The following is a 19,298-nucleotide window of genomic DNA, read 5'->3' as shown; positions in this document are numbered from 1 at the left end:
ACCGGCGGATGCACGAGGAACCCGCATGCCTGTCACTCTCCCGCGCCTGGCGTTGCTAGGTGCCCTGCTCTTCCCTGTGGCTGCCGCCTGGGCCGCCGAGCTCCGCCTGGAACTGCCGGGGGGCACGCAGACCTGGAGCAGCGAAGAACTGCTCAGGCATCCGCAGGCCCGCGACCTGGACATCCCGGCCGACGTCGCCTACCGCCGGAACATGCGCTACCGCGCCGTGCCACTGGCGGCCTTGTTGAAAGGCGTGCATCCCGAAGACCATTTGCAGGCCGTGGCCAGCGATGGCTTCGCCGCCGAGTTGCCGGCCGCCCCGCTGCTCGCCGAACAGGGCTCGCAAGCCTGGCTGGCGATAGAGGATCCGCAGCGCCCCTGGCCGCCGTTGGGCGCCGGCAAGCCGTCCGCCGGGCCGTTCTATCTGGTCTGGAGCAAACCCGAGGAAAAACGCATCGGTCCGGAGCAATGGCCCTTCCAGGTCGTCCGCATCCGCTATCAGCCCCCTCTGGCCGAACGCTTCCCGGCCCTGCTGCCGGCCGCCGACGCCAGCGCGGAAGTGCGCGCCGGCTTCGCCGTGTTCCAGAAGAACTGCCTGGCCTGCCACCGTCTCAACGGTGCCGGCGACGCCCAGTTCGGCCCGGACCTGAACCTGCCGTACAACCCCACCGAGTACTTCCAGCCGCAATTCCTCTCCCGCTACATCCGCGACCCGCAGGCGCTGCGGCAATGGCCACAGGCGAAAATGCCGGCGTTCCCGGAACGGGTGATCGACGACCAGGAGTTGCGCCAGCTGATCGGCTACCTGCGCCACATGGCCGGCCGCAAAGCGGGCGCGGCCGGCTGAAGCGGCGTCAGATGTTGTACGCCGAGGGCGGCGACGGCAGGCGCTCCAGCAAGTCGTGCAGGCCGGCGCTCCACTGGCGGCGGATGGCGCTGAAATAGGCGTCGTCCTCGGTGACCCGGTAGCCCTCCGGCAGGATCAGGCTGTCGCGGTGGTAGACCAGCAGGTCCAGCGGCATGCCCACCGAGAGGTTGCTGCGGATCGTCGAGTCGAACGACACCAGCGCGCAGCGCAGGGCCTGCTCCAGCGGCGTGTCGAAAGTCAGGTTGCGGTCGAGGATCGGCTTGCCGTACTTGCTTTCGCCCAGTTGCAGGAAAGGCGTGTCCGGCGTGGCCTGGATGAAGTTGCCCTGGGGGTAGATGCTGTACAGCGCCGGCGGTCCGCCGGCGATCTGCCCGCCGACCAGGAAGGAGCAGCTCAGGTCGGTATTGCCGGCCAGATTGCCGCCGTCGCGGGCCATCACCTCGCGGGTGGTCTCGGCGATCAGCGCCGTGGCGTCGTAGACCGAGGGCACGTTGAGCAGGCTGGCGCCGTCCCGGCGGATGCGCTGCTGCAGCAGGTTGATCACCGATTGCGAGGTCGCCAGGTTGCCGGCCGTCTGCACCACCAGCAGGCGCTCGCCGGGCGTGCCGAAGGTGAACAGCTTGCGGAAGGTGGCGATATGGTCGATCCCGGCGTTGGTCCGCGAATCGGAGGCGAACACCAAGCCGTCGGCCAGGTGCATCGCGACACAGTAGGTCATCTCGAATCTTCCTTATTCCGTCCGTCCCCGCCCCTCAAGCGTAAAGGCAATCGCCGATAACGCCAGGCGCGCAATGGATCGTCACTGTTGCTGCACCTGCAGCAGCGGCGCGCTGACCAGCACCCGCGCATGCATCTGCTCGCAACCGCCGCCACGGCGCAAGCCGCGCACCGGGCAGGCATCCAGGTAGTCGAGGCCGACGGCCAGCTTGAGATGGCGCTCCGGACGGCCGAGCCGGTTGGTCACGTCGAAGCTGTACCAGCCGTCGCCGAGCCAGGCCTCGGCCCAGGCATGGCTGGCCAGGTGCGTGTCGTCCTCGGTGTAGAGGTAGCCGGAGACATAGCGCCCCGGCACACCCTGGCTGCGGATGCAGGCGAGGAAGGCATGGGCATGGTCCTGGCAGACCCCGGCGCGTGCGCCGAAGGCCTCGATGGCGGTGCTGTCGACGCGGGTCGCCCCCGGCTGGTAGAGGATATGCTCGTGCAGCGCATGCATCAGGTCGAGCAGGCCGCCGCGGTCCTTGCGGCCGCCCATGGCGCGTTCGGCGAAGGCGCGTATCTCGGCATCGGCGCCGGTCAGGCGGGTGCTGCGCAGGAACGGCAACGGCGACTGGCGATCGTGCTCGACCTCGCGCTCCTCATCGATCTCGACCAGGCCGTGGGCGGCGATCAGGACCGACTCATGCGGTTCGTCCAGGGTCAGGACGTGCAGGATGTTGCCGTACGGATCGCGCAGCGGCCGCGCCGGGCGCGGCAGGTCCAGGCGCCAATCGACCACGTGCTGGCGCTCGCTGTCCTGCGGGGTCAGGCGCAGGTACTGGATGCTGGCGCGCACCCGGTCTTCGTAGCGATAGGTGGTGTCGTGGGTGATCGAGAGTCTCATGCGGCCTCCAGGTAGGAGCTGTGAATGGCGTTGGCCAACTGGCGAACCAGCAGGATGTAGTCGGTGATCCAGGTATGCAGGCCCTGCTCCAGCACCTCGTCGATGCCGGTGTAGCGCACCCGCGCCTCCAGCTCGGCGGCCAGGCGCTGCGCCGGCCGGCCGTTGACACCGGGCAGGCCGGAAAGGATCTCGCTCAGTTCCTCGATGCAGGACAGCAGCGAACGCGGCACGTCCTCGCGCAACAGCAGCAATTCGGCGATGTTGCGCGCGTTGGGCGAGGCGCGGTACAGCTCGGTGTAGCCCTCGAAGGCGGATAGCGCCCGCAGCAGCGCGCTCCACTGGTAGTAGCCGCGCGCGGTGCCCTCGTCCGCCCCGGCGAGCGCCGCTTCGCCCTGGGTCTGGTAGCGCGCATCGAGCAGGCGCAAGGTATTGTCGGCGCGTTCGATGAAGGTTCCGAGACGGATGAAGCGGAACGCATCGTTGCGCATGCTGGTGGCGAAGGTCGCGCCGCGGAACAGGTGCGAGCGGTCCTTCACCCATTCGCAGAAACGACTGATGCCATAGCGCAGGATGCCCTCGGCGGCGATGCCGCGCATTTCCAGCCAGGTGGCGTTGATGTTCTCCCACATGTCCAGGGTGATCCGCCCGCGTACCGCATGGGCACTGGCGCGCGCTGCAGCCAGGCAGCTGTAGATGCTCGCCGGGTTGTCCGGGTCGAGGGCGAAGAAACTCAGCAGGCGCTCGGCGGCCAGTTCGCCGTGGCGCTCCAGGTAGGCGTCGAGGGTGCCGGTGATCAGCAGCGGCATGGCCAGTTCGTCCAGGCCGCCGCCGTTGCGGTCCTGCGGCAACAGCGACAGCGAGTAGCTGACGTCGAGCATGCGGGCGAGGTTCTCCGCGCGTTCCAGGTAGCGCGACATCCAGTACAGGTCGGAAGCGGTCCGGCTGAGCATGCTTATTCCTCCACCACCCAGGTGTCCTTGGTGCCGCCGCCCTGGGACGAATTGACCACCAGCGAGCCTTCGCGCAACGCCACCCGGGTCAGCCCGCCAGGCACCAGGCGAACCCGATCCGGCGCCGACAGGACGAACGGCCGCAGGTCGATATGGCGCGGCGCGACGCCGCTCTCGACGAAGGTCGGACAGGTCGACAGGGACAGCGTCGGTTGCGCGATATAGGCCTCCGGGCGAGCCTTCAGGCGCTCGCGGAACAGCTCGATTTCCTCCCGGCTGGCCGCCGGTCCGACCAGCATGCCGTAGCCGCCGGAACCCTGGGTCTCCTTCACCACCAGCTCCGGCAGGTGCGCCAGGACGTGCGCCAGTTCCTTCGGCTTGCGACATTGCCAGGTCGGCACGTTGTGCAGCAGCGGGTCTTCGCCGAGGTAGAAGCGGATCATGTCCGGCACGTAGGGGTAGATCGACTTGTCGTCGGCCACCCCGGTACCGATCGCGTTGGCCAGCACCAGGTTGCCTGCCCGGTAGGCGGCCAGCAGGCCGGGCACGCCGAGCAGCGAATCCGGGTTGAACGCCAGCGGGTCAAGGAAGGCGTCGTCGATCCTTCGGTAGATCACGTCCACCGGTTGCGGTCCGGCTGTCGTGCGCATGTAGACCCGCTCGTCGCGGACGAACAGATCGGCGCCTTCGACCAGTTCCACGCCCATCTCGCGGGCGAGGAAGGCGTGTTCGAAGTAGGCGCTGTTGAAACGTCCCGGCGTCAATACCACCACGCTCGGCGATTCGACGTCACTGGCCCGCTTGAGGGTGTCGAGCAACAGGTCCGGGTAGTGGTCGATCGGCGCCACGCGCTGGCGGACGAACAGCTCGGGAAACAGGCGCATCATCATCTTGCGGTTTTCCAGCATGTAGGAAACACCGCTGGGCGTGCGCAGGTTGTCCTCCAGCACGTAGTAGTTGCCGCTGTCGTCGCGGACCAGGTCGACCCCGGCAATGTGCGCGTAGACGTTGCCCGGCAGGTCCAGTCCCTGCATCGCCAGTTGGTACTGGTCGTTGGCCAGGACCTGCTCGGCAGGAATCACGCCGGCCTTGAGGATGCGCTGTTCGTGGTAGAGATCGGCGAGGAACAGGTTCAGCGCCTGGACGCGCTGGATGCAGCCGGCCTCGATGTGCGCCCACTCCGCCGCGGGAATGCTGCGCGGGATGGTGTCGAAGGGGATCAGGCGCTCGGTGCCCTGCTCGTCGCCGTACAGGGTGAAGGTGATGCCGGCGCGGTGGAACAGCAGGTCGGCTTCGCGCCGGCGTTGCAGCAATTGCTCTTCAGGGGTGTCGGCCAGCCAGCGAGCGAATTCCCGATAATGCGAGCGGCATTCGCCGCCAGCATCGTGCATCTCGTCGTAAAACATGCGTGCCATGCCGGACTCCTTGTCGTCACGAACGATGGGGAACTCGCAAAGCCCGTGCCAGCGCGCGGATCACGGCTCGTCGGCGATTCGCAGGGTCGGCGCGGCGGGTTCGCCCCAGTCTGGTGCATCCTGCCCACAGGGAGAGGAAGGGCGCCCCGTTCGACGGCATGCGCGCCCCGCGGCCACGGACCGGCATCGACCTGCCGATCGCGAAGCGACCTGTGGGACCGATAAGTCTAGAACAGACCCGGAAGGGAGACGGCTTCTCCCCTCCCTTCCATGCAGACAGCCGTCTCGCTCGAACGAGCGATAAAGCGGACCGGCGGTAGTGCCAGGGAGGCGCCCACGGCCGGGAAGGTCAATCGATCAGCGACAGCCAATGACGGTAGAAACCCTCGGCCACCCGATTCAGCCCGGCAACCTTGGCAGGCAACCCGGCCAGCATGTCCTCGGCGGATTGCTGGCTGGGCTGGGAGGGATCGAGCAGGTGCGGCCAGCCGGCGATCCAGCGCCGCACCAGTTCCTCGGTCATTTCCGGATGGCCTTGCAGGCCGAGTACGTGACCACCCCAGGAAAACCCCTGGTTCTCGCACCACGGGCTGGACAGCAGGCGCTCGGCGCCCTGCGGCAGGTCGAAGGCATCGCCGTGCCACTGGAAGATCGAGAAGCGCTCCGGCAGCCCGGCCAGCCATGGACTGTCGCGGCTTTCCCGCTGCATGGGCTGCCAGCCCATTTCGGTGTAGGGCTGGTGCCGCACCGTCGCGCCCAGGGCGCGGGCCAGCAACTGGCCGCCGAGGCAATGGCCGATCAGCGGGATGCGCCGCTCGATGAAGCGACGCAGCAGCGCCAGTTCGTCGCGCAACCAGGGCAGGTCGTCGTTGACGCTCATCGGCCCACCCATGATCGCCACCGCTCGCGGGCGTTCGGCGTCGAGGCCGGCGAGTTCGCCGAGGTCGGCGCGGATCACGCGGAAGTCCAGGCCCCGCTCCGCCAGCACGGCACCCAGATGGCCTGGCGGACAGAACTCGGCATGGGTCAGGATCAGAATATCGCTCATGGCTTACCTCCTTCCCCAGTCTGAAGGAAAGCCTTCGAGGAAGGAAAGCCCGACGCAGGAGCCCCGGCCCGGGATCGCGGCCGGGGTCCCGCCGCCGTCACGGACGCAGCGAAGTGACCTCCTGGGTCACGCCCCACCCGTCCAGCACGCCGCCCAGCGGCACCACGACTTCTTCCAGGTCGTGTTCGAAGGCACCGATGGCGGCATGGGTGGCGTACATCACCTTGCTGACCTGCAGGTTCCAGGAGCCATCGTCGCGAGCGACGACCTGGGCCCTGAGGGATTCGCCGCGAAACTGGCCCGCTGCCTGGCGGGCCTCCCGCTCACTGGGAAAGATGGCGAAGAAGTCGATGGGATGGATGCGCGCGAAGTCGAAGCCGCCTTCTTTCATGCGACGCAGGACATTCACGCTGACATCATCCGAGAAGGGCTTTTCCATGAGACGCACCTCCTGTCGAGACATTCAGAAAATTCACCGATTCCCCATTCAGCTGAAGCCATCGTCGGCGATCATGAGAGTTTTGTGATCAGGCCAGAGGAGGATCGGACGACCATGGCTTCTTTCAGGGTAGCGTCAACCTGCCAGCGCTGCCGAGCTTTCCGCCGCCTGCCCCGGCGGGCGGCGACCGGCGGCAGACAAAGCGCTGTACAAAAGGCCCGGCCGTTGAGCAAGATTCCGCCTGCGCCGGCGACCGTTGGTCCTGCCCGATGGCATTGGCGAAAGCGACTCGTGCAATAATATCAGGTTGATATCAACCACTTCTCTCCCGCTATCCCGTTCGGACGCTTTCATGCTTATCAGCAGCTACAACCAGGTTCTTGTCGCCTTTTCCCTGATTGTGGCCATCCTGGCGTCCTACACCGCTCTCGACATGGCCGGCCGGGTGACCCTGGCGAAAGGCCGCGAGGCGCTCTCCTGGCTGATCGGCGGCGCTTTCGCCATGGGCTTCGGCATCTGGTCGATGCATTTCGTCGGCATGCTCGCCTTCAGCCTGCCGATCCCGCTCGGCTACGACCTGGGCCTGACCCTGCTGTCGCTGCTACTGGCCGTCGGCAGTTCGGCCTTCGCCCTCTGGCTGGTGTGCCAGGCGGAACTCCCCTGGCAACGCCTGGCGCTGGGCGCCCTGCTGATGGGCAGCGGCATCGCCGCCATGCACTACACCGGGATGGCCGCCCTGCTGATGATGCCGGGGATCGTCTACGACCCGCTGTGGCTCGGCCTCTCCATCCTGATCGCGGTGATCGCCTCCGGCGCCGCGCTGTGGATCGCCTTCCGCCTGCGCCATGGCAGCCGGCGCATCGTCCTGGTCCGCGCCGGCGCCGCCCTGGTGATGGGCTGCGCCATCGTCGGCATGCACTACACCGGGATGGCCGCCGCGCAGTTCCCCCTGGGCAGCTTCTGCGGCGCCGCCGGCCGAGGCATCGACAACGGCTGGCTGGCGGTGCTGGTCATCGTGATCACCCTGGCGGTGATCGCCATCGCCCTGATCGTCTCGGTGCTGGACTCGCGCCTGGAGGCACGTACCTCGGTGCTCGCCACCTCCCTCGCACGAGCCAACCGCGAGCTGATCCAGTTGGCCCTGCACGACAACCTGACCAAGCTGCCCAACCGCATGCTCCTCGACGACCGCCTGGAGCAGGCGATCCAGCAGGCGATTCGCGACGATCGCCGGTTCGCCGTGCTGTTCATGGACCTGGACGGCTTCAAGGCGGTCAACGATGCCTACGGCCATCACCTCGGCGACCTGTTGCTGATCGAAGTCGCCGAGCGTATCCGCGCCAACGTCCGCGCCCAGGACACCATCGCCCGCCTCGGCGGCGACGAGTTCGTCCTGCTGATCGAGGCCCGCGAGCCCGCCGACGCCGCGACCCTGGCCGAGAAGCTGGTGAAGCGGATCAGCCAGCCGTACCAGATATCCCGCCACGAGGTGCGGATCTCGGCGAGCATCGGCATCGCGCTCTACCCCGGCGACGGGCAGACCCGCCACGAACTGATGATCAATGCCGACGCGGCGATGTATCACGCCAAGGACCAGGGACGGAACGGCTACTGCTTCTTCGAGAGTTCGATGAACGCCAACGCCCAGGAACAGTTGCAACTGCTCCATGACCTGCGCCAGGCCCTGGAGCGCCGGCAGTTGGTCTTGCACTACCAACCCAAGGTACTGGCGCCGAACGGACCGATGGTCGGCGTGGAAGCGCTGCTGCGCTGGGAGCATCCGCAACACGGACTGATCCCCCCCGACCAGTTCCTGCCGCTGGCGGAAAAAACCGGCCTGATCGTGCAGATCGGCGAGTGGGTGCTCGACGAAGCCTGCCGGCAGATGCGCCTCTGGCTGGACGGCGGGCATGCGGAGTGGAACATCGCGGTGAACCTTTCGGCCTTGCAGTTTGCCCATGCCGGCCTGGTCGACTCGGTGCGCAACGCACTCCTGCGCCACAGCCTGGAGCCCAGCCACCTGATCCTCGAGGTGACCGAATCGACCGCCATGCGCGATGCCGATGCCAGCCTGGTGATCCTCGAGCAGTTGTCGGCGATGGGCGTCGGCATCTCCATCGACGACTTCGGCACCGGCTACTCCAGCCTGCTCTATCTCAAGCGCCTGCCGGCGAGCGAACTGAAGATCGACCGTGGCTTCATCAACGAGCTGGCCCACGACAGCGACGACGCCGCGATCGTCTCGGCGATCGTCGCCCTCGGCCGCACGCTGAACCTGAAGATCGTCGCCGAGGGCGTGGAAACCGAGGCCCAGCAGGAGTTCCTGACCCGCCTCGGCTGCAATTCGCTGCAAGGCTTCCTGCTCGGCAGGCCGATGCCGGCCGAGCAGTTGCTCGCCAGCGTCGCCTGAGCGCCGCCAGCGGCGTGCCACGGGACCTGTCAGAACCGGCAGATTCGCCCATCGCCGTCTCGTTGACTTCCGCCCGCGCTGCGAACACCTTATGTCGCGCCCGCCGGGCGGCATGCCGCGACATGTCACGCCGCCACGACGAGCGTCTATCCAATAACGAGAAAACATGCATGAACAGGCTGTGTGTACTGGGGCTTCTCATCGGGCTGAGCGGGAGCCCGGCACTGGCGGCTGGCCAGGGCGAATCCGGCAATCCACCGGCTACCGACAAGGAGCGTTTCATCGCCAGCCTGATGGCTCGCATGAGCAACGCGGAAAAGATCGGCCAGCTACGCCTGGTCAGCGTCGGCGCCGACCATCCCAAGGAGGCGCTGATGGCGGACATCCGCGCCGGCAAGGTCGGCGCCATCTTCAATACCGTGACCCGCCCGGACATTCGCGCCATGCAGGATCAGGTCCGCCATAGCCGCCTGAAGATCCCGCTGTTCCATGCCTACGATGTGGCCCACGGCCACCGCACCATCTTCCCCATCAGCCTCGGCCTCGCCGCCAGCTGGGACCCCGAGGTGGTCGCCCGCAGCGCGCGGATCTCCGCCCTCGAAGCCAGCGCCGACGGGCTCGACATGAGCTTCTCGCCGATGGTCGACATCACCCGCGACGCGCGCTGGGGGAGGGTCTCGGAAGGCTTCGGCGAAGATACCTACCTGACCTCGCTGCTGTCCGGCGTGATGGTCCGTGCCTACCAGGGCTCCAACCTGGCCGCTCCGGACAGCATCATGGCGGCGGTCAAGCACTTCGCCCTGTACGGCGCGGCCGAAGGCGGCCGCGACTACAACACCGTGGACATGAGCCTGCCGCGCATGTTCCAGGACTACCTGCCGCCCTACAAGGCCGCGGTGGACGCCGGCGCCGGCGCGGTGATGGTCTCGCTGAACACCATCAACGGCGTGCCCGCCACCGCCAACCGCTGGCTGCTGACCGACCTGCTGCGCCAGCAGTGGGGCTTCAAGGGGCTGACCATCAGCGACCATGGCGCGGTGAAGGAACTGATCAAGCACGGCCTCGCCGGCAACGAGCGGGACGCCACGCGCCTGGCGATCCAGGCCGGTGTCGACATGAACATGAACGACGATCTCTACTCGACCTGGCTACCGAAGCTGCTGGCGGCCGGCGAGATCGACCAGGCCGACATCGATCGCGCCTGCCGCGACGTGCTGGCGGCGAAGTACGACCTCGGCCTGTTCGCCGATCCCTACCGGCGCCTGGGCAAGCCGGACGACCCGCCGTTCGACACCAACGCCGAGAGCCGCCTGCACCGCCAGGCCGCCCGCGAGGTGGCTCGCGAAGGACTGGTCCTGCTGAAGAACCGCGACGGTCTGCTGCCGCTGAAGAAACAGGGGCGGATCGCGGTGATCGGCCCCCTGGCCAAGAGCCAGCGCGACGTCATCGGCAGTTGGTCGGCAGCCGGCGTGCCACGCCAGGCGGTAACCGTCTACCAGGGCCTGGCCAATGCCGTCGGCGAGCGTGCCACCCTGCTCTACGCCAAGGGTGCCAACGTCAGTGGCGACCAGGCGATCCTCGACTACCTGAACAGCTACAACCCGGAAGTCGAGGTCGATCCGCGCTCCGCCGAGGCGATGCTCGAGGAGGCCTTGCGCACCGCGCGCGACGCCGACCTGGTGGTCGCCGTGGTCGGCGAATCGCAGGGCATGGCCCACGAGGCCTCCAGTCGCACCGACCTGCGCATCCCGGCCAGCCAGCGGCGGCTGCTGAAGGCACTGAAGGCCACCGGCAAGCCGCTGGTGCTGGTGCTGATGAACGGCCGACCGCTGTCGCTGGGCTGGGAGCAGGAAAACGCCGACGCGATCCTGGAAACCTGGTTCAGTGGCACCGAAGGCGGCAATGCCATCGCCGACGTGCTGTTCGGCGAGCACAACCCCAGCGGCAAGCTGACCATGTCCTTCCCGCGCTCGGTGGGCCAGGTACCGGTCTACTACAACCATCTGAACACCGGCCGGCCGATGGACCACGACAACCCCGGCAAATACACCTCGCGCTATTTCGACGAAGCCAACGGCCCGCTCTACCCGTTCGGCTACGGCCTCAGCTACACCGAGTTCAGTCTCTCGCCCCTGCGCCTGTCCAGCGAACGGCTGGCCCGTGGCGACACCCTGGAAGCGCGGGTCACGCTCAGCAACAGCGGCAAGCGCGCCGGCGCCACGGTGGTCCAGCTTTACCTGCAGGACCCGGTCGCCAGCCTCAGCCGTCCAGTGAAGGAACTGCGCGGGTTCCGCAAGGTGATGCTGGAGCCCGGCGAATCGCGGGAGATCGTCTTCCGCCTCGGCGAGGCGGACCTGAAGTTCTACGACAGCCAGCTCAGGCACACGGCCGAGCCAGGCGAGTTCAAGGTCTTCGTCGGCCTGGACTCGGCGCAAACCGAAAGCCGCAGCTTCACCCTGCTCTGAAGGCGCCGACCGCACCGCCAGCGTCGCCGCCGCGGGCGAACGGCAGCGCCTCAGCCCTCGGCCCGGAGCCAACGCCCGGGCCGGGGGCGGCGCCTGGTTCCCTCAACCGGCGTCCCCTTCCTCCTCGCCGCTCCGCGCCACGCCCTCCGTCAATGCGGCCTGCAACGCCGCCAACTGGCTGTCGAGCGATGCGTCGATGATCCCGATCTCGGTTTCCAGGATGCAACCGCCCTGGTCCAGCCGGGCATCGCCGACCACTTCCAGGTAGCCCACCTCGGGGAAATCCTTGAGCACCCGGGCGACCTGCTCGCGCACCGCGACCAGCTGTTCCGGCTGGACGTGCAGGATCACCTGCTTCTGGTTGCTCACCAATGCCAGTGCCTCGCGCGTGGCCGCCAGGGTCAGCTCGACAGCGTCGTAGTGGCGCAACACCTTGCGCACCGCCTGCAGCACCACTTCGCCAAGCTGGCGATCGACCTGCCGGTAGTAGCGATTGCAGCGCAGTAGCGTTTCCTGGATCAGCCCGGCCTGGCGCAGACGCGCCTCCTCCAGTCCGGCCTCCCAGCCCAGGCGCTTCTGCTCCTGGTAAACCTCGTGGGCCTCGCGCTCGATTTCGGCGGCACGCTCGCGTGCCGCTTCCACCAGGCGGTTGGCGCTGAGGTAGTCCTGGTAGTCGCGGGCGCGCAACAGGGCCTGCCCGGGGGCCAGCCGTACGCGACTGGCGTCTAGTTCAACAAATGGAAGCATTCATAGCTCGCTTGTCGGGCGACCTTCAGGCACAGGGTCCGCGCCAGGGATCGCCGTTGTTCGTCGAAGGTCCAGTCCGCCGGGGCCGGCATGGCCTCCAGGCGCAGGCGCAGGCGCCGCGAGAAACCGCAGTCGGCATCGCTACAGGCGGCCAGCCAGAAAGCCAGGCCGCAGCGCCGGAAATAGCCGTCTTCCGGGTTTTCCGGCAAGGCCCGCTGCCAGCCGGGCGGCCAGCGACCGATGAGCAGGTCGAGCTGCTCCAGGCAGAAACGCTGGCCCTGTTCGCCGATCTGCGCGCGGATGCGCCGTACCCGCGCACCGTCCAGCACCTGCCGCAAGGCCTGGCCGTGCAGCAGCGCGCCGAGCCAGCCCAGGGTCCGTTCCAGCGCCGCCTGCGGGTAAAGGGCCAGCCCGCCCAGTTGCGCGGGCATGCGGAACGCGCAGTCCAGTTCCAGCTGCTCCAGCAGCCAGGCGTTGAGAACGCTCTGTCGCCGCCAGTCCGGCAGCGCCGGCAGCAACCGCAGCAATACCGCGGGCAGGTGCGACTCGTGGATGTAGCGGGCCGGGCAGAAGCGCAGCTGGTAGGCCGTCAATGGCATCGCGCCGCTCAGCCCCGTTGCCGGTGCCAGAAGAACTGCGCCAGGTTGCTCGCCAGCAGCAACGCCAGCAGCAGGCCGAACAGACCGAGCAGGCGTCCGCGCGAGTGCTCCGCCACCTGGATCGAGAAGACACTCTCGAAGCGTGGCGCCAGCGGGACCTGGCGGACCCCGGCCGACGGCACCAGCACCACGCTGATGCGGTCGTAGCTGAGGCCTTCGATGCCGTTGTTCACCAGTTGCTTGATCTGCGGCACGTAGGCATCCAGTTGCACGTCGGCGGCGTGCTTGATGAACACCGAGGCCGATGCCGGCGAGGACTTCCTGCCCAGTCCGTCGCGCTCCTCGGGCAGCACCACATGGACCCGCGCCACCAGCACGCCATCGATCTCGGAAAGGGTATGGGAAATCTCCTGGGCCTTGGCGTAGTTGAGCCGCGCGCGCTCTTCGATGGGCGAGGAAATCAGCCCGTCCTTGGGAAACACATCCTTCAGCGTGGAGAAGTTCTCCCGCGGATAGCCCTTGCGCTTGAGCACCTCCACCGCCTCGGCGATATCCGATTCCTCCACCAGCAGGCGCACGGTGCCATCCTTGTCCGCCTGCTTGTCCGCGGAAACGCCCTCCGAACGCAACAGCGCCAGCATCTCGTTGCCTTCCTTCTGGCTGATCCCGGTATAGAGTTCGACCTTGCACCCGCCCAACGCCAGGACCAGCGCCAGGAGCGCCATGCGCGACAGACCTTTCACCGTTCGCCTCATTGGGTCTTCATCAGGGTTTCGACGTTCTGGCTCATGCGCCCGACGGTCTTGGCGATCAGCTCTTCCTGCATGGTGATGCGCATCAGCGACCACTGCATCTGCATCAGGCTGTTGGGATCGTCGCCGGGCGTCGACAGCTCCACCTGCAACTCCTGCTTGGCCTGGCTGAAACGCTCCTTGATCTGCCCCAGTTCGCTGAGCAGGTCGCCGCCCAGGCTGCCGGCACCGCCCATCGCCCGTTCGAACTCGGCGACGTGGGCCGCGCCGGCCGGGCCGCCGGAGAGTTCTTCGAGACTGGTGATCTGCGCCTGGGCGCCCATCCGAGAGATATCCATCATGACTCCAGGTCGAGTTTGTGGCTGTTGCGCACGAGGTTGTCGAGCATGCCGTTGAGCGGGATCAGCACCTGCAATTCGCGACGCGCCAGTTGCGCCAGGTATTCGCCGCCCGGCGCATGCTCGACTGCACCGAGCAACTGGAGGAGAAAGGTTTGCTGCTGGCGCCCCAGCGGCAGTTCCGCACGGAGCATCGCCTTCAGCTCCAGGCGGTCCGCCTCCAACCCTTGTAGCGGCTGGGCAAAGCGCTGCAGCAGGCGCTCGCCGAGAGCGCCGTTCTCCAACCCGGCCAGGCGGCGTCCGGCCGCCGGCGGCTCGCCGCCGAGGGCCTGCTCGAAAGCCAGCACCTGATCGACAGCCGGCAGGTTCGCCGCCTTTGGACTGGCCGACGGATAGACGGCGAATCCCGGTGGCGTGTCGATGCGGCTCATGTCCGCACCTGGGCGCGCATGCCGGCGGCGAAGTCGGCCAGGGCAGGATCGCTGCTGCCGCCCAGCCCGGCCAGCCTGCGGTCCAGCGCGGCGCCCAGCCCCAGGTGCCACTCGCACAAGGCGAACCAGGGCTCCAGCGCCGGCCAGGGATTGCCATGGGCGAAGACCAGGGCCTCCTGATAGCGCCCCTGGTTGGCCAGGCTGGAAATCCGGATCAGCCGTGCCGCTTCGTCCTGTCCGAGGCGCTCCAGCCACTCGGCGATGCACAGCGCCTCTTCGTGGCAGTGCTGCCCGCTGCCGGCCAGCGCCAGTTCCGCCAATTCGCGTATCAGTGAAGTGTCCATGTTCAGATCTTCTGCAGGATGCCTTGCATCAGGTCGCGCAGCGCACGGGTCACCGTCGAGTTGATGTTGTAGATGACCGACCACTTGTTGATCTTGTGTTGCAGCTCGGCCAGCAGCGCCGGGTTGTCGGCATTGTCGGTCCCCTGCAAGGCCTTGATCGCGTCGTTGACGTCCTTGTTCGCTGCGTTGGCCTGCTCCTTCAGGGCATTGGCCACGGTATCGAGGGTATTCCCCGGGTTGGGGTTGAATATCTGCGCCATGCTTAGTCCTCTGTGAGCTGCGAAAGAATGCCGAGACCGCCTTCGAGGGCCCGGGCCTGCTGTTGCAGGAATTGAAAGCGCTCCGGGCCGGCGCCTCTGGCCAGTTCCCGGCGACACTCCGCCAGCGCCGCCTGCAGACGCTGCCGGAGCGCTGCGGCATGCGTGCCGTCAGCGACCGACAGTCGCGTTTCCAAGGCTGTCATCATGGAGCACCTCCCCTTTGAGATTGATGATGAAACGCTGCTTGCCGCGGGCCACCAGGATCGACTCCGGCTCGATGGCGAGGATTCGCACACCGCGGGATGTCGAGGCGCCCACCGGGTATTTCTGCCCGTCGCCGAGCACTACATAGGGCACCCGCCCCAGCGACACCGAGCGCACCGTGAACTCCAGTTCGTCGCCGCTGGCGCGCTTGCCGCGACTGAGCAGCTCCAGGCTCGGGCGGTTGCCGAACTCCTGCTGGAACTCGCGCTGCAGGCGGTAGAAGGCGCTGAGCTGGACCTCGTCGAGCGTGCCGCTCAACTCGATGCGCTCGCCGCGCTCGCGGAAACTCAGTTGCCGGTCGAGGCCGGCGTCCGCCAGCAGGCGCTCGAGGCGGCGCAGGTGCGAGCCGGCCACCCGGACCTGGTTTTCCACCCCGAGCAGGCCCGGCACCTCGGACTCCAGCAATGCGTCGATCCGCGCCCAGCGTTCGTCCTGTTCCGCCAGTTCGCCGTTGAGCCGGACCCAGCCAGGCTTGTCCGCGTTGCTGCTGAGGATCTGCCGATAGCCGAATTTCTGCAGGATGAAATCCACGCCCTGGCGAATGTCTTCCATGCTCCGTGCTTCCAGTCGGTAGTCCACGCCGCTGCCATCGAGGTAGCGCTGCAGCGCCAGGCGCCGGGCGTTGTCCTCCAGGTAGCCGCCGAGCAGGAGACTGTCGCCCTGGCGCTGCACATCCACCTCGCTCATGCCCTGCTCGCGCAGGTAGGCGCGCACCCTCGCCAGGGGCTCCTCGCCGGCCATGCCGTGCTGGCGGGCCGACCAGGGTTCGACGAGCATGCCCAGCAGGCACAGGGCCAGCGCCAGGCTGATGCCGAGCAGCCAGGCCCCGCCGGCACGGGCGGACGGCTTGCGGCGCACTGGCGCGGTCTGCGCCTCGACTTCGGGGAAACGCTCGGGAAAACTCCGCTGCGGGTCGCAGAATGCCCAGCGCAGCGGGCCGCAGGTCTGCCCGGCAAGCGCCTGCAGGATCGCTCCGGCGACTTGCGCCTGGCCGTCCTGGCGAGGCTCGCAGCCCTCCGCCCACTCCAGCAGGCGCACGCCCTGGGCATCGACCTCGAGCACCAGGTGGACTGCCGCGATGCCCTCGTCGAGCAACACCAGGTCGGCCTGCAACGGATCGCTGCCAAGCGCCACCCGGCCCTCTCCGAGCGAGACTTCGGCGCCCTGGTTCAGCCCGCTGTAGAAGCGGATCTTCCAGGCCATGCTAATTCCCGCGCTCCGCGCCGACGCACCAGGCGCCGTCCTTGGGACAGGCGCCGTCGGTCACCCGCCAGCCCTCCTGCGCACCCATCCGGCAGGGCGTGAGGAACGATCCCTGGCCGGCCTGGCGCAAGCGCTCCTGTTCGGCCCTGGCCGGCGCCAGCGCCTGGCAGCGGGCGCTACCGAGCAGCTTGCGCAACGACAGGCTCTGGTTCGACAACTCGTCGATTTCAAGCAGGCCGCCGCGCAGGTCGCGACGGTTGTTCAGCGCCAGGTAATGGCCGACGCCATCGTCGATCAGCCGCGGCTCGATGAGGAACAGCCGCACCGAGCGGCGCACGGTGTCCGCGGTAGTGCGGAACAGCGCGCCGAGATAGGGAATGTCGCCGAGCCAGGGTACCTTGCGCTGGCTCTGGCTCAGTTCGTCGCGGTAGATGCCGCCGATCAGCAGGCTCTGGCCATGGCCCACGCGGGCGATGGTATCGATCACCGTGCGGTTGATCGTGGGGATCTTGTCCAGGCCGGCGCTGTTGGGTTTCTGGCTGCCGTCCTCGATGTGCAGGCTGAGGCTGATCTCCGGCGTATCGCCGAGAGTCACCACTCGCGGCGTCATTTTCAGCATGGTGCCGTAGGTGATCGCCTTCAGCTCGGCCACCCGCTCGCCCGTGACCCGCACATAGTAGGTTTCGCTCTGGTCGAGCACCGCCTGGGTATTCTCCTGGGTCAGCAGGGTCGGCCGGGATCCGATCTGCGCCTGCCCCTGGCTCTGCAACAGGGTGACCTTGGCCAGCAGGAAATCCAGCCCGCGACTGTCCACCAGGCTGCCGACCGCCCCGTTACCGGCGCCGCCGCCCTCCTCGCTATCCTGGCCGGTGGTGCGGATCTGGATCGACTTGTTGTTGCCCAGGCGAATCCCGGCGCTCCAGTCGACGCCCAGCTGGGCGAGGTTCTCGGCATTGATGTCGATGATCGACAAGCCGACCTCGATCCGCGCCGAGGGCCGGTCGAGGGCTTCGATCAGGCGGCGATACATGGGCAACCGGTCCTTGTGGTCGCGCACCACCACCGCGTTCAGCGACGGTTCCGCCTGGACCACCGCATGGCTCGATTGCGGTCCCGGGCGCAGCTTGCCCGGCTCGTCCCCCACCGCAACCACGTTGGCATCGCTGAGCACCCGCGAGAGGATGCTGGCGATGCCCGGCGCCTCGATCTCGTCGTCGCGGTACTCGATCTTGCGGTCCTCGGCGACCGCATAGCGCAGCGGGAAGATCTCCACGCTGAGGTCGCCGGTCTTTTCGCTGCGCAGGGTGTATTGCTGCTCCAGCACCTGGGCGGTCTGCTCGACCAGTTCGAGATAGCGCCCCGGACCGGACACGTGCACCAGCCGCCCGGAAGGGTCGGCACGCCAGCCGAAGCGCGGCTCCCAGATGCCGGCGGCGGTCAGCGCGCGCTTCAGCTCGGCCTCGCCGACCTGCTCCAGCCTCACCAGCCGCGATTGCATCTCGGTGGTCTTGAATACGTACAGCACGGTGCCGTCGTAGTACCAGCCGAGGTTGTAGAGGGAGGCCATCAACTGCAGGAAGGCCTGCGGGCTTTCCAGGTCGAAGCGACCGCTGACCTGGTCGTTGACCTTGTCGCTGACGATCACCGAGGCATCGTAGTTGGCGCCGAAGTTCGCCAGCACGTCGCGCAGGCTTTCGCCCTGCGCCACATAGTCGTAAGGCAGGCTGGGCCAGTCCAGCGGCTGCGCGCGCAAGACCGCGCCAGGCAGCAGCGCCAGCAGTCCGCCGATCAGCAGGCGGCGCATCAGGGACGCCACACCGGAACCTGCGGCGGCAACCCGCGGGGCAGCGGCTCCAGCTCCGGCGCCAGCGCCTCGAGCAGCCCCACCTGGGCGGCCAGGGCCCGTTCGAGTCGCTCGGGATCGAGGCCGTCGAGGCCCAGCCGCGCCTGCAACAGCAGGCGCCCGTCCGCATCCAGGACGATGGCCTGGGGATAGCGCCGGCTCCAACTGGCGACCCGCGACAACAGCGCCCGCAGCAACCCCTGCTGGTCGCGCTGCGGGTCCAGGGGGGCGTGCTCCAGCGGGCTTTCCAGCAGCAGGTCGTCGCCCTGGCGCAGCAACAGGACGCTCTGTCCGTCGATGCGCAGGTGGTACGAACCCGTCCGATCGGCAACAAAGGGCCCTTGGCCCAGGCGAGTGGCCAATCCGCTCAACAGATGATCCATGATTCCTCGGTAGGGCCGGCTTTCGCCGGCCGTTCAGCTCTGCCAGTAGAAGTGATCCTGTGCCTGGCACAGGTTGCGTTCGTGCAGCCAGGCCTGGACGGCGTCCGCCGCGCCGACGTCGTCGTCCAGCCGGCAGAGAGGTTGCCAGAGGCATTCGAGGACCTCGGGGATCGGCTCGAAGCCGGCCAGCCCGCCGCTGGCGAGCAGCGTCGCCATGCCCCGCTGCCAGTTCGGCCAGGCGCTCTTCGCCAGTGCCGAAGCCGTCTCCAGCTTGCCGGCCAGTTCGGCCACCTGTTCCTGGGTGCGCGCCTGGCACTTGGCGACCCTGGCCAGTTCCTCGCGGGCCTGCTCCGGCTCCAGCTCGGCCACGCGGGACCAGAATTCGGACTTGATTCGCAGTTGCCGGGACTGGGTCTCCAGCTCCACCAGCGACAGGCGCCAGCCGGGGATCGCCTGGTCGAGCAGGCTTTCCCACCAGCCATAGACCGGCAGCAGGACCCAATCGATCATCGACTGCGGCACGGCGAGGTTGACCCGGTCGCCCAGTTCGGCGCACCAGCCGTCGTCGTCCTGCGCCGCGCAGAGGAGAATCTGCCGCACCTCTTCGCGCCCCAGTGCCAGGCCGCGCGCCAGGCGCTGCTGCAACCATTCGCAGCGGAACAGTTGCTCCAGCCGCAGGCGCGGCAGCATCCGCTGCAGCAACGCCAGTTGCCGCGCACTGATGATTCCGGACTCACGATACAAACTGCTCGATGCGTAACCCGGCACCCGACCCCGCGAGCGGGCGTCCGAGCCCACCACGGATACCCGCCTGCCGGCGAACACCGCTTCTCGGGAGTACTGCTTATCGTCTTCCTGCTCCATTCTCTGCCTTGGCTTCCTCACTACATTGCGCGCTCGTCAGAGCCTGCAATTTGGGCCGATTCTACTCATGCAGCC

At 67.6% G+C, this 19,298-nt stretch carries 21 protein-coding genes; 3 read left to right on the top strand and 18 right to left on the bottom strand.

Annotated features, from left to right (window positions below):
- Positions 1-25 precede the first annotated feature (25 nt).
- A complete protein-coding gene (locus HMPREF2914_RS23845) occupies positions 26-847 on the top strand; it encodes a cytochrome c (RefSeq protein ID WP_003109519.1) in 822 nt (273 codons plus the stop codon).
- 7 nt (positions 848-854) lie between these two features.
- Here HMPREF2914_RS23845 and HMPREF2914_RS23840 read toward each other — a convergent pair whose 3' ends face one another.
- From HMPREF2914_RS23840 to HMPREF2914_RS23815, 6 genes are all read right to left on the bottom strand, one after another.
- Positions 855-1,586: a proteasome-type protease gene (locus tag HMPREF2914_RS23840; RefSeq protein ID WP_003100716.1), complete on the bottom strand. Its 732-nt coding sequence runs from the start codon at positions 1,584-1,586 to the stop codon at positions 855-857.
- A gap of 81 nt (positions 1,587-1,667) precedes the next feature.
- Complete coding sequence (locus HMPREF2914_RS23835; protein WP_003109518.1) at positions 1,668-2,468, bottom strand: transglutaminase family protein; 801 nt, start codon at positions 2,466-2,468, stop codon at positions 1,668-1,670.
- Positions 2,465-3,418, bottom strand: a complete 954-nt coding sequence (locus HMPREF2914_RS23830; protein ID WP_003087742.1) for an alpha-E domain-containing protein — start codon at positions 3,416-3,418, stop codon at positions 2,465-2,467. The genes HMPREF2914_RS23835 and HMPREF2914_RS23830 overlap by 4 nt, the downstream gene beginning before the upstream one ends.
- A 2-nt stretch (positions 3,419-3,420) precedes the next feature.
- Positions 3,421-4,833: a circularly permuted type 2 ATP-grasp protein gene (locus tag HMPREF2914_RS23825; RefSeq protein ID WP_023091975.1), complete on the bottom strand. Its 1,413-nt coding sequence runs from the start codon at positions 4,831-4,833 to the stop codon at positions 3,421-3,423.
- Between the two features lie 349 nt (positions 4,834-5,182).
- Positions 5,183-5,881 carry a type 1 glutamine amidotransferase gene (locus tag HMPREF2914_RS23820; protein ID WP_023091976.1) on the bottom strand — a complete coding sequence of 233 codons (699 nt, stop codon included), beginning with the start codon at positions 5,879-5,881 and terminating at the stop codon, positions 5,183-5,185.
- Positions 5,882-5,978: 97 nt separating this feature from the next.
- A complete protein-coding gene (locus tag HMPREF2914_RS23815; protein ID WP_003087738.1) occupies positions 5,979-6,320 on the bottom strand; it encodes a ribonuclease E inhibitor RraB in 342 nt (113 codons plus the stop codon).
- Between the two features lie 352 nt (positions 6,321-6,672).
- On the opposite strand from HMPREF2914_RS23815, the gene HMPREF2914_RS23810 reads away from it, so the two are divergent.
- Together HMPREF2914_RS23810 and bglX are read left to right on the top strand one after the other, a co-directional pair.
- A complete protein-coding gene (locus tag HMPREF2914_RS23810) occupies positions 6,673-8,730 on the top strand; it encodes a putative bifunctional diguanylate cyclase/phosphodiesterase (protein WP_003087737.1) in 2,058 nt (685 codons plus the stop codon).
- Positions 8,731-8,900: 170 nt separating this feature from the next.
- Positions 8,901-11,195, top strand: coding sequence for a beta-glucosidase BglX (gene bglX / locus HMPREF2914_RS23805; RefSeq protein WP_003087736.1), 2,295 nt, complete (start codon positions 8,901-8,903; stop codon positions 11,193-11,195).
- A gap of 102 nt (positions 11,196-11,297) precedes the next feature.
- Here bglX and pscL read toward each other — a convergent pair whose 3' ends face one another.
- Genes pscL through exsD form a run of 12 tightly spaced genes read right to left on the bottom strand, consistent with a single transcriptional unit; the run spans position 11,298 to position 19,223 of the window.
- Positions 11,298-11,942 (bottom strand): SctL family type III secretion system stator protein PscL, encoded by a 645-nt coding sequence (gene pscL / locus HMPREF2914_RS23800; RefSeq protein WP_003087735.1) that lies wholly within the window; start codon positions 11,940-11,942, stop codon positions 11,298-11,300.
- Positions 11,921-12,541 carry a SctK family type III secretion system sorting platform protein PscK gene (pscK, locus tag HMPREF2914_RS23795; RefSeq protein ID WP_023091977.1) on the bottom strand — a complete coding sequence of 207 codons (621 nt, stop codon included), beginning with the start codon at positions 12,539-12,541 and terminating at the stop codon, positions 11,921-11,923. The genes pscL and pscK overlap by 22 nt, the downstream gene beginning before the upstream one ends.
- 8 nt (positions 12,542-12,549) lie before the next feature.
- Entirely contained in the window at positions 12,550-13,296 is a 747-nt protein-coding gene (pscJ, locus tag HMPREF2914_RS23790; RefSeq protein ID WP_003120329.1) for a SctJ family type III secretion inner membrane ring lipoprotein Psc, read from the bottom strand.
- Positions 13,293-13,631, bottom strand: coding sequence for a SctI family type III secretion system inner rod subunit PscI (pscI, locus tag HMPREF2914_RS23785; protein WP_003132858.1), 339 nt, complete (start codon positions 13,629-13,631; stop codon positions 13,293-13,295). The genes pscJ and pscI overlap by 4 nt, the downstream gene beginning before the upstream one ends.
- Complete coding sequence (pscH, locus tag HMPREF2914_RS23780) at positions 13,631-14,062, bottom strand: YopR family T3SS polymerization control protein PscH (protein ID WP_003100725.1); 432 nt, start codon at positions 14,060-14,062, stop codon at positions 13,631-13,633. Before pscH ends, pscI begins: the two co-directional genes overlap by 1 nt.
- Positions 14,059-14,406, bottom strand: a complete 348-nt coding sequence (gene pscG, locus HMPREF2914_RS23775) for a YscG family type III secretion system chaperone PscG (RefSeq protein WP_003109513.1) — start codon at positions 14,404-14,406, stop codon at positions 14,059-14,061. Before pscG ends, pscH begins: the two co-directional genes overlap by 4 nt.
- Positions 14,407-14,408: 2 nt before the next feature.
- Positions 14,409-14,666 (bottom strand): type III secretion system needle filament protein PscF, encoded by a 258-nt coding sequence (pscF, locus tag HMPREF2914_RS23770; protein WP_003087729.1) that lies wholly within the window; start codon positions 14,664-14,666, stop codon positions 14,409-14,411.
- 2 nt (positions 14,667-14,668) lie between these two features.
- Entirely contained in the window at positions 14,669-14,872 is a 204-nt protein-coding gene (gene pscE / locus HMPREF2914_RS23765; RefSeq protein WP_003100751.1) for a YscE family type III secretion system co-chaperone PscE, read from the bottom strand.
- Positions 14,835-16,133: a SctD family type III secretion system inner membrane ring subunit PscD gene (gene pscD / locus HMPREF2914_RS23760; protein WP_003132859.1), complete on the bottom strand. Its 1,299-nt coding sequence runs from the start codon at positions 16,131-16,133 to the stop codon at positions 14,835-14,837. The genes pscE and pscD overlap by 38 nt, the downstream gene beginning before the upstream one ends.
- 1 nt (position 16,134) lies before the next feature.
- Entirely contained in the window at positions 16,135-17,937 is a 1,803-nt protein-coding gene (gene pscC / locus HMPREF2914_RS23755; protein ID WP_003109511.1) for a SctC family type III secretion system outer membrane ring subunit PscC, read from the bottom strand.
- Positions 17,937-18,359, bottom strand: coding sequence for a YscB family type III secretion system chaperone PscB (pscB, locus tag HMPREF2914_RS23750; RefSeq protein WP_003109510.1), 423 nt, complete (start codon positions 18,357-18,359; stop codon positions 17,937-17,939). The genes pscC and pscB overlap by 1 nt, the downstream gene beginning before the upstream one ends.
- A 33-nt stretch (positions 18,360-18,392) precedes the next feature.
- Positions 18,393-19,223, bottom strand: a complete 831-nt coding sequence (gene exsD, locus HMPREF2914_RS23745) for a T3SS regulon anti-activator ExsD (protein WP_003109509.1) — start codon at positions 19,221-19,223, stop codon at positions 18,393-18,395.
- Positions 19,224-19,298: the final 75 nt, after the last annotated feature.

It is taken from the genome of Pseudomonas sp. HMSC067G02, from assembly GCF_001813485.1.
Classification (GTDB): domain Bacteria; phylum Pseudomonadota; class Gammaproteobacteria; order Pseudomonadales; family Pseudomonadaceae; genus Pseudomonas; species Pseudomonas aeruginosa.
Note: the sequence above shows the minus strand (reverse complement) of the source record. Positions and strands in the feature narration are given on the sequence as shown.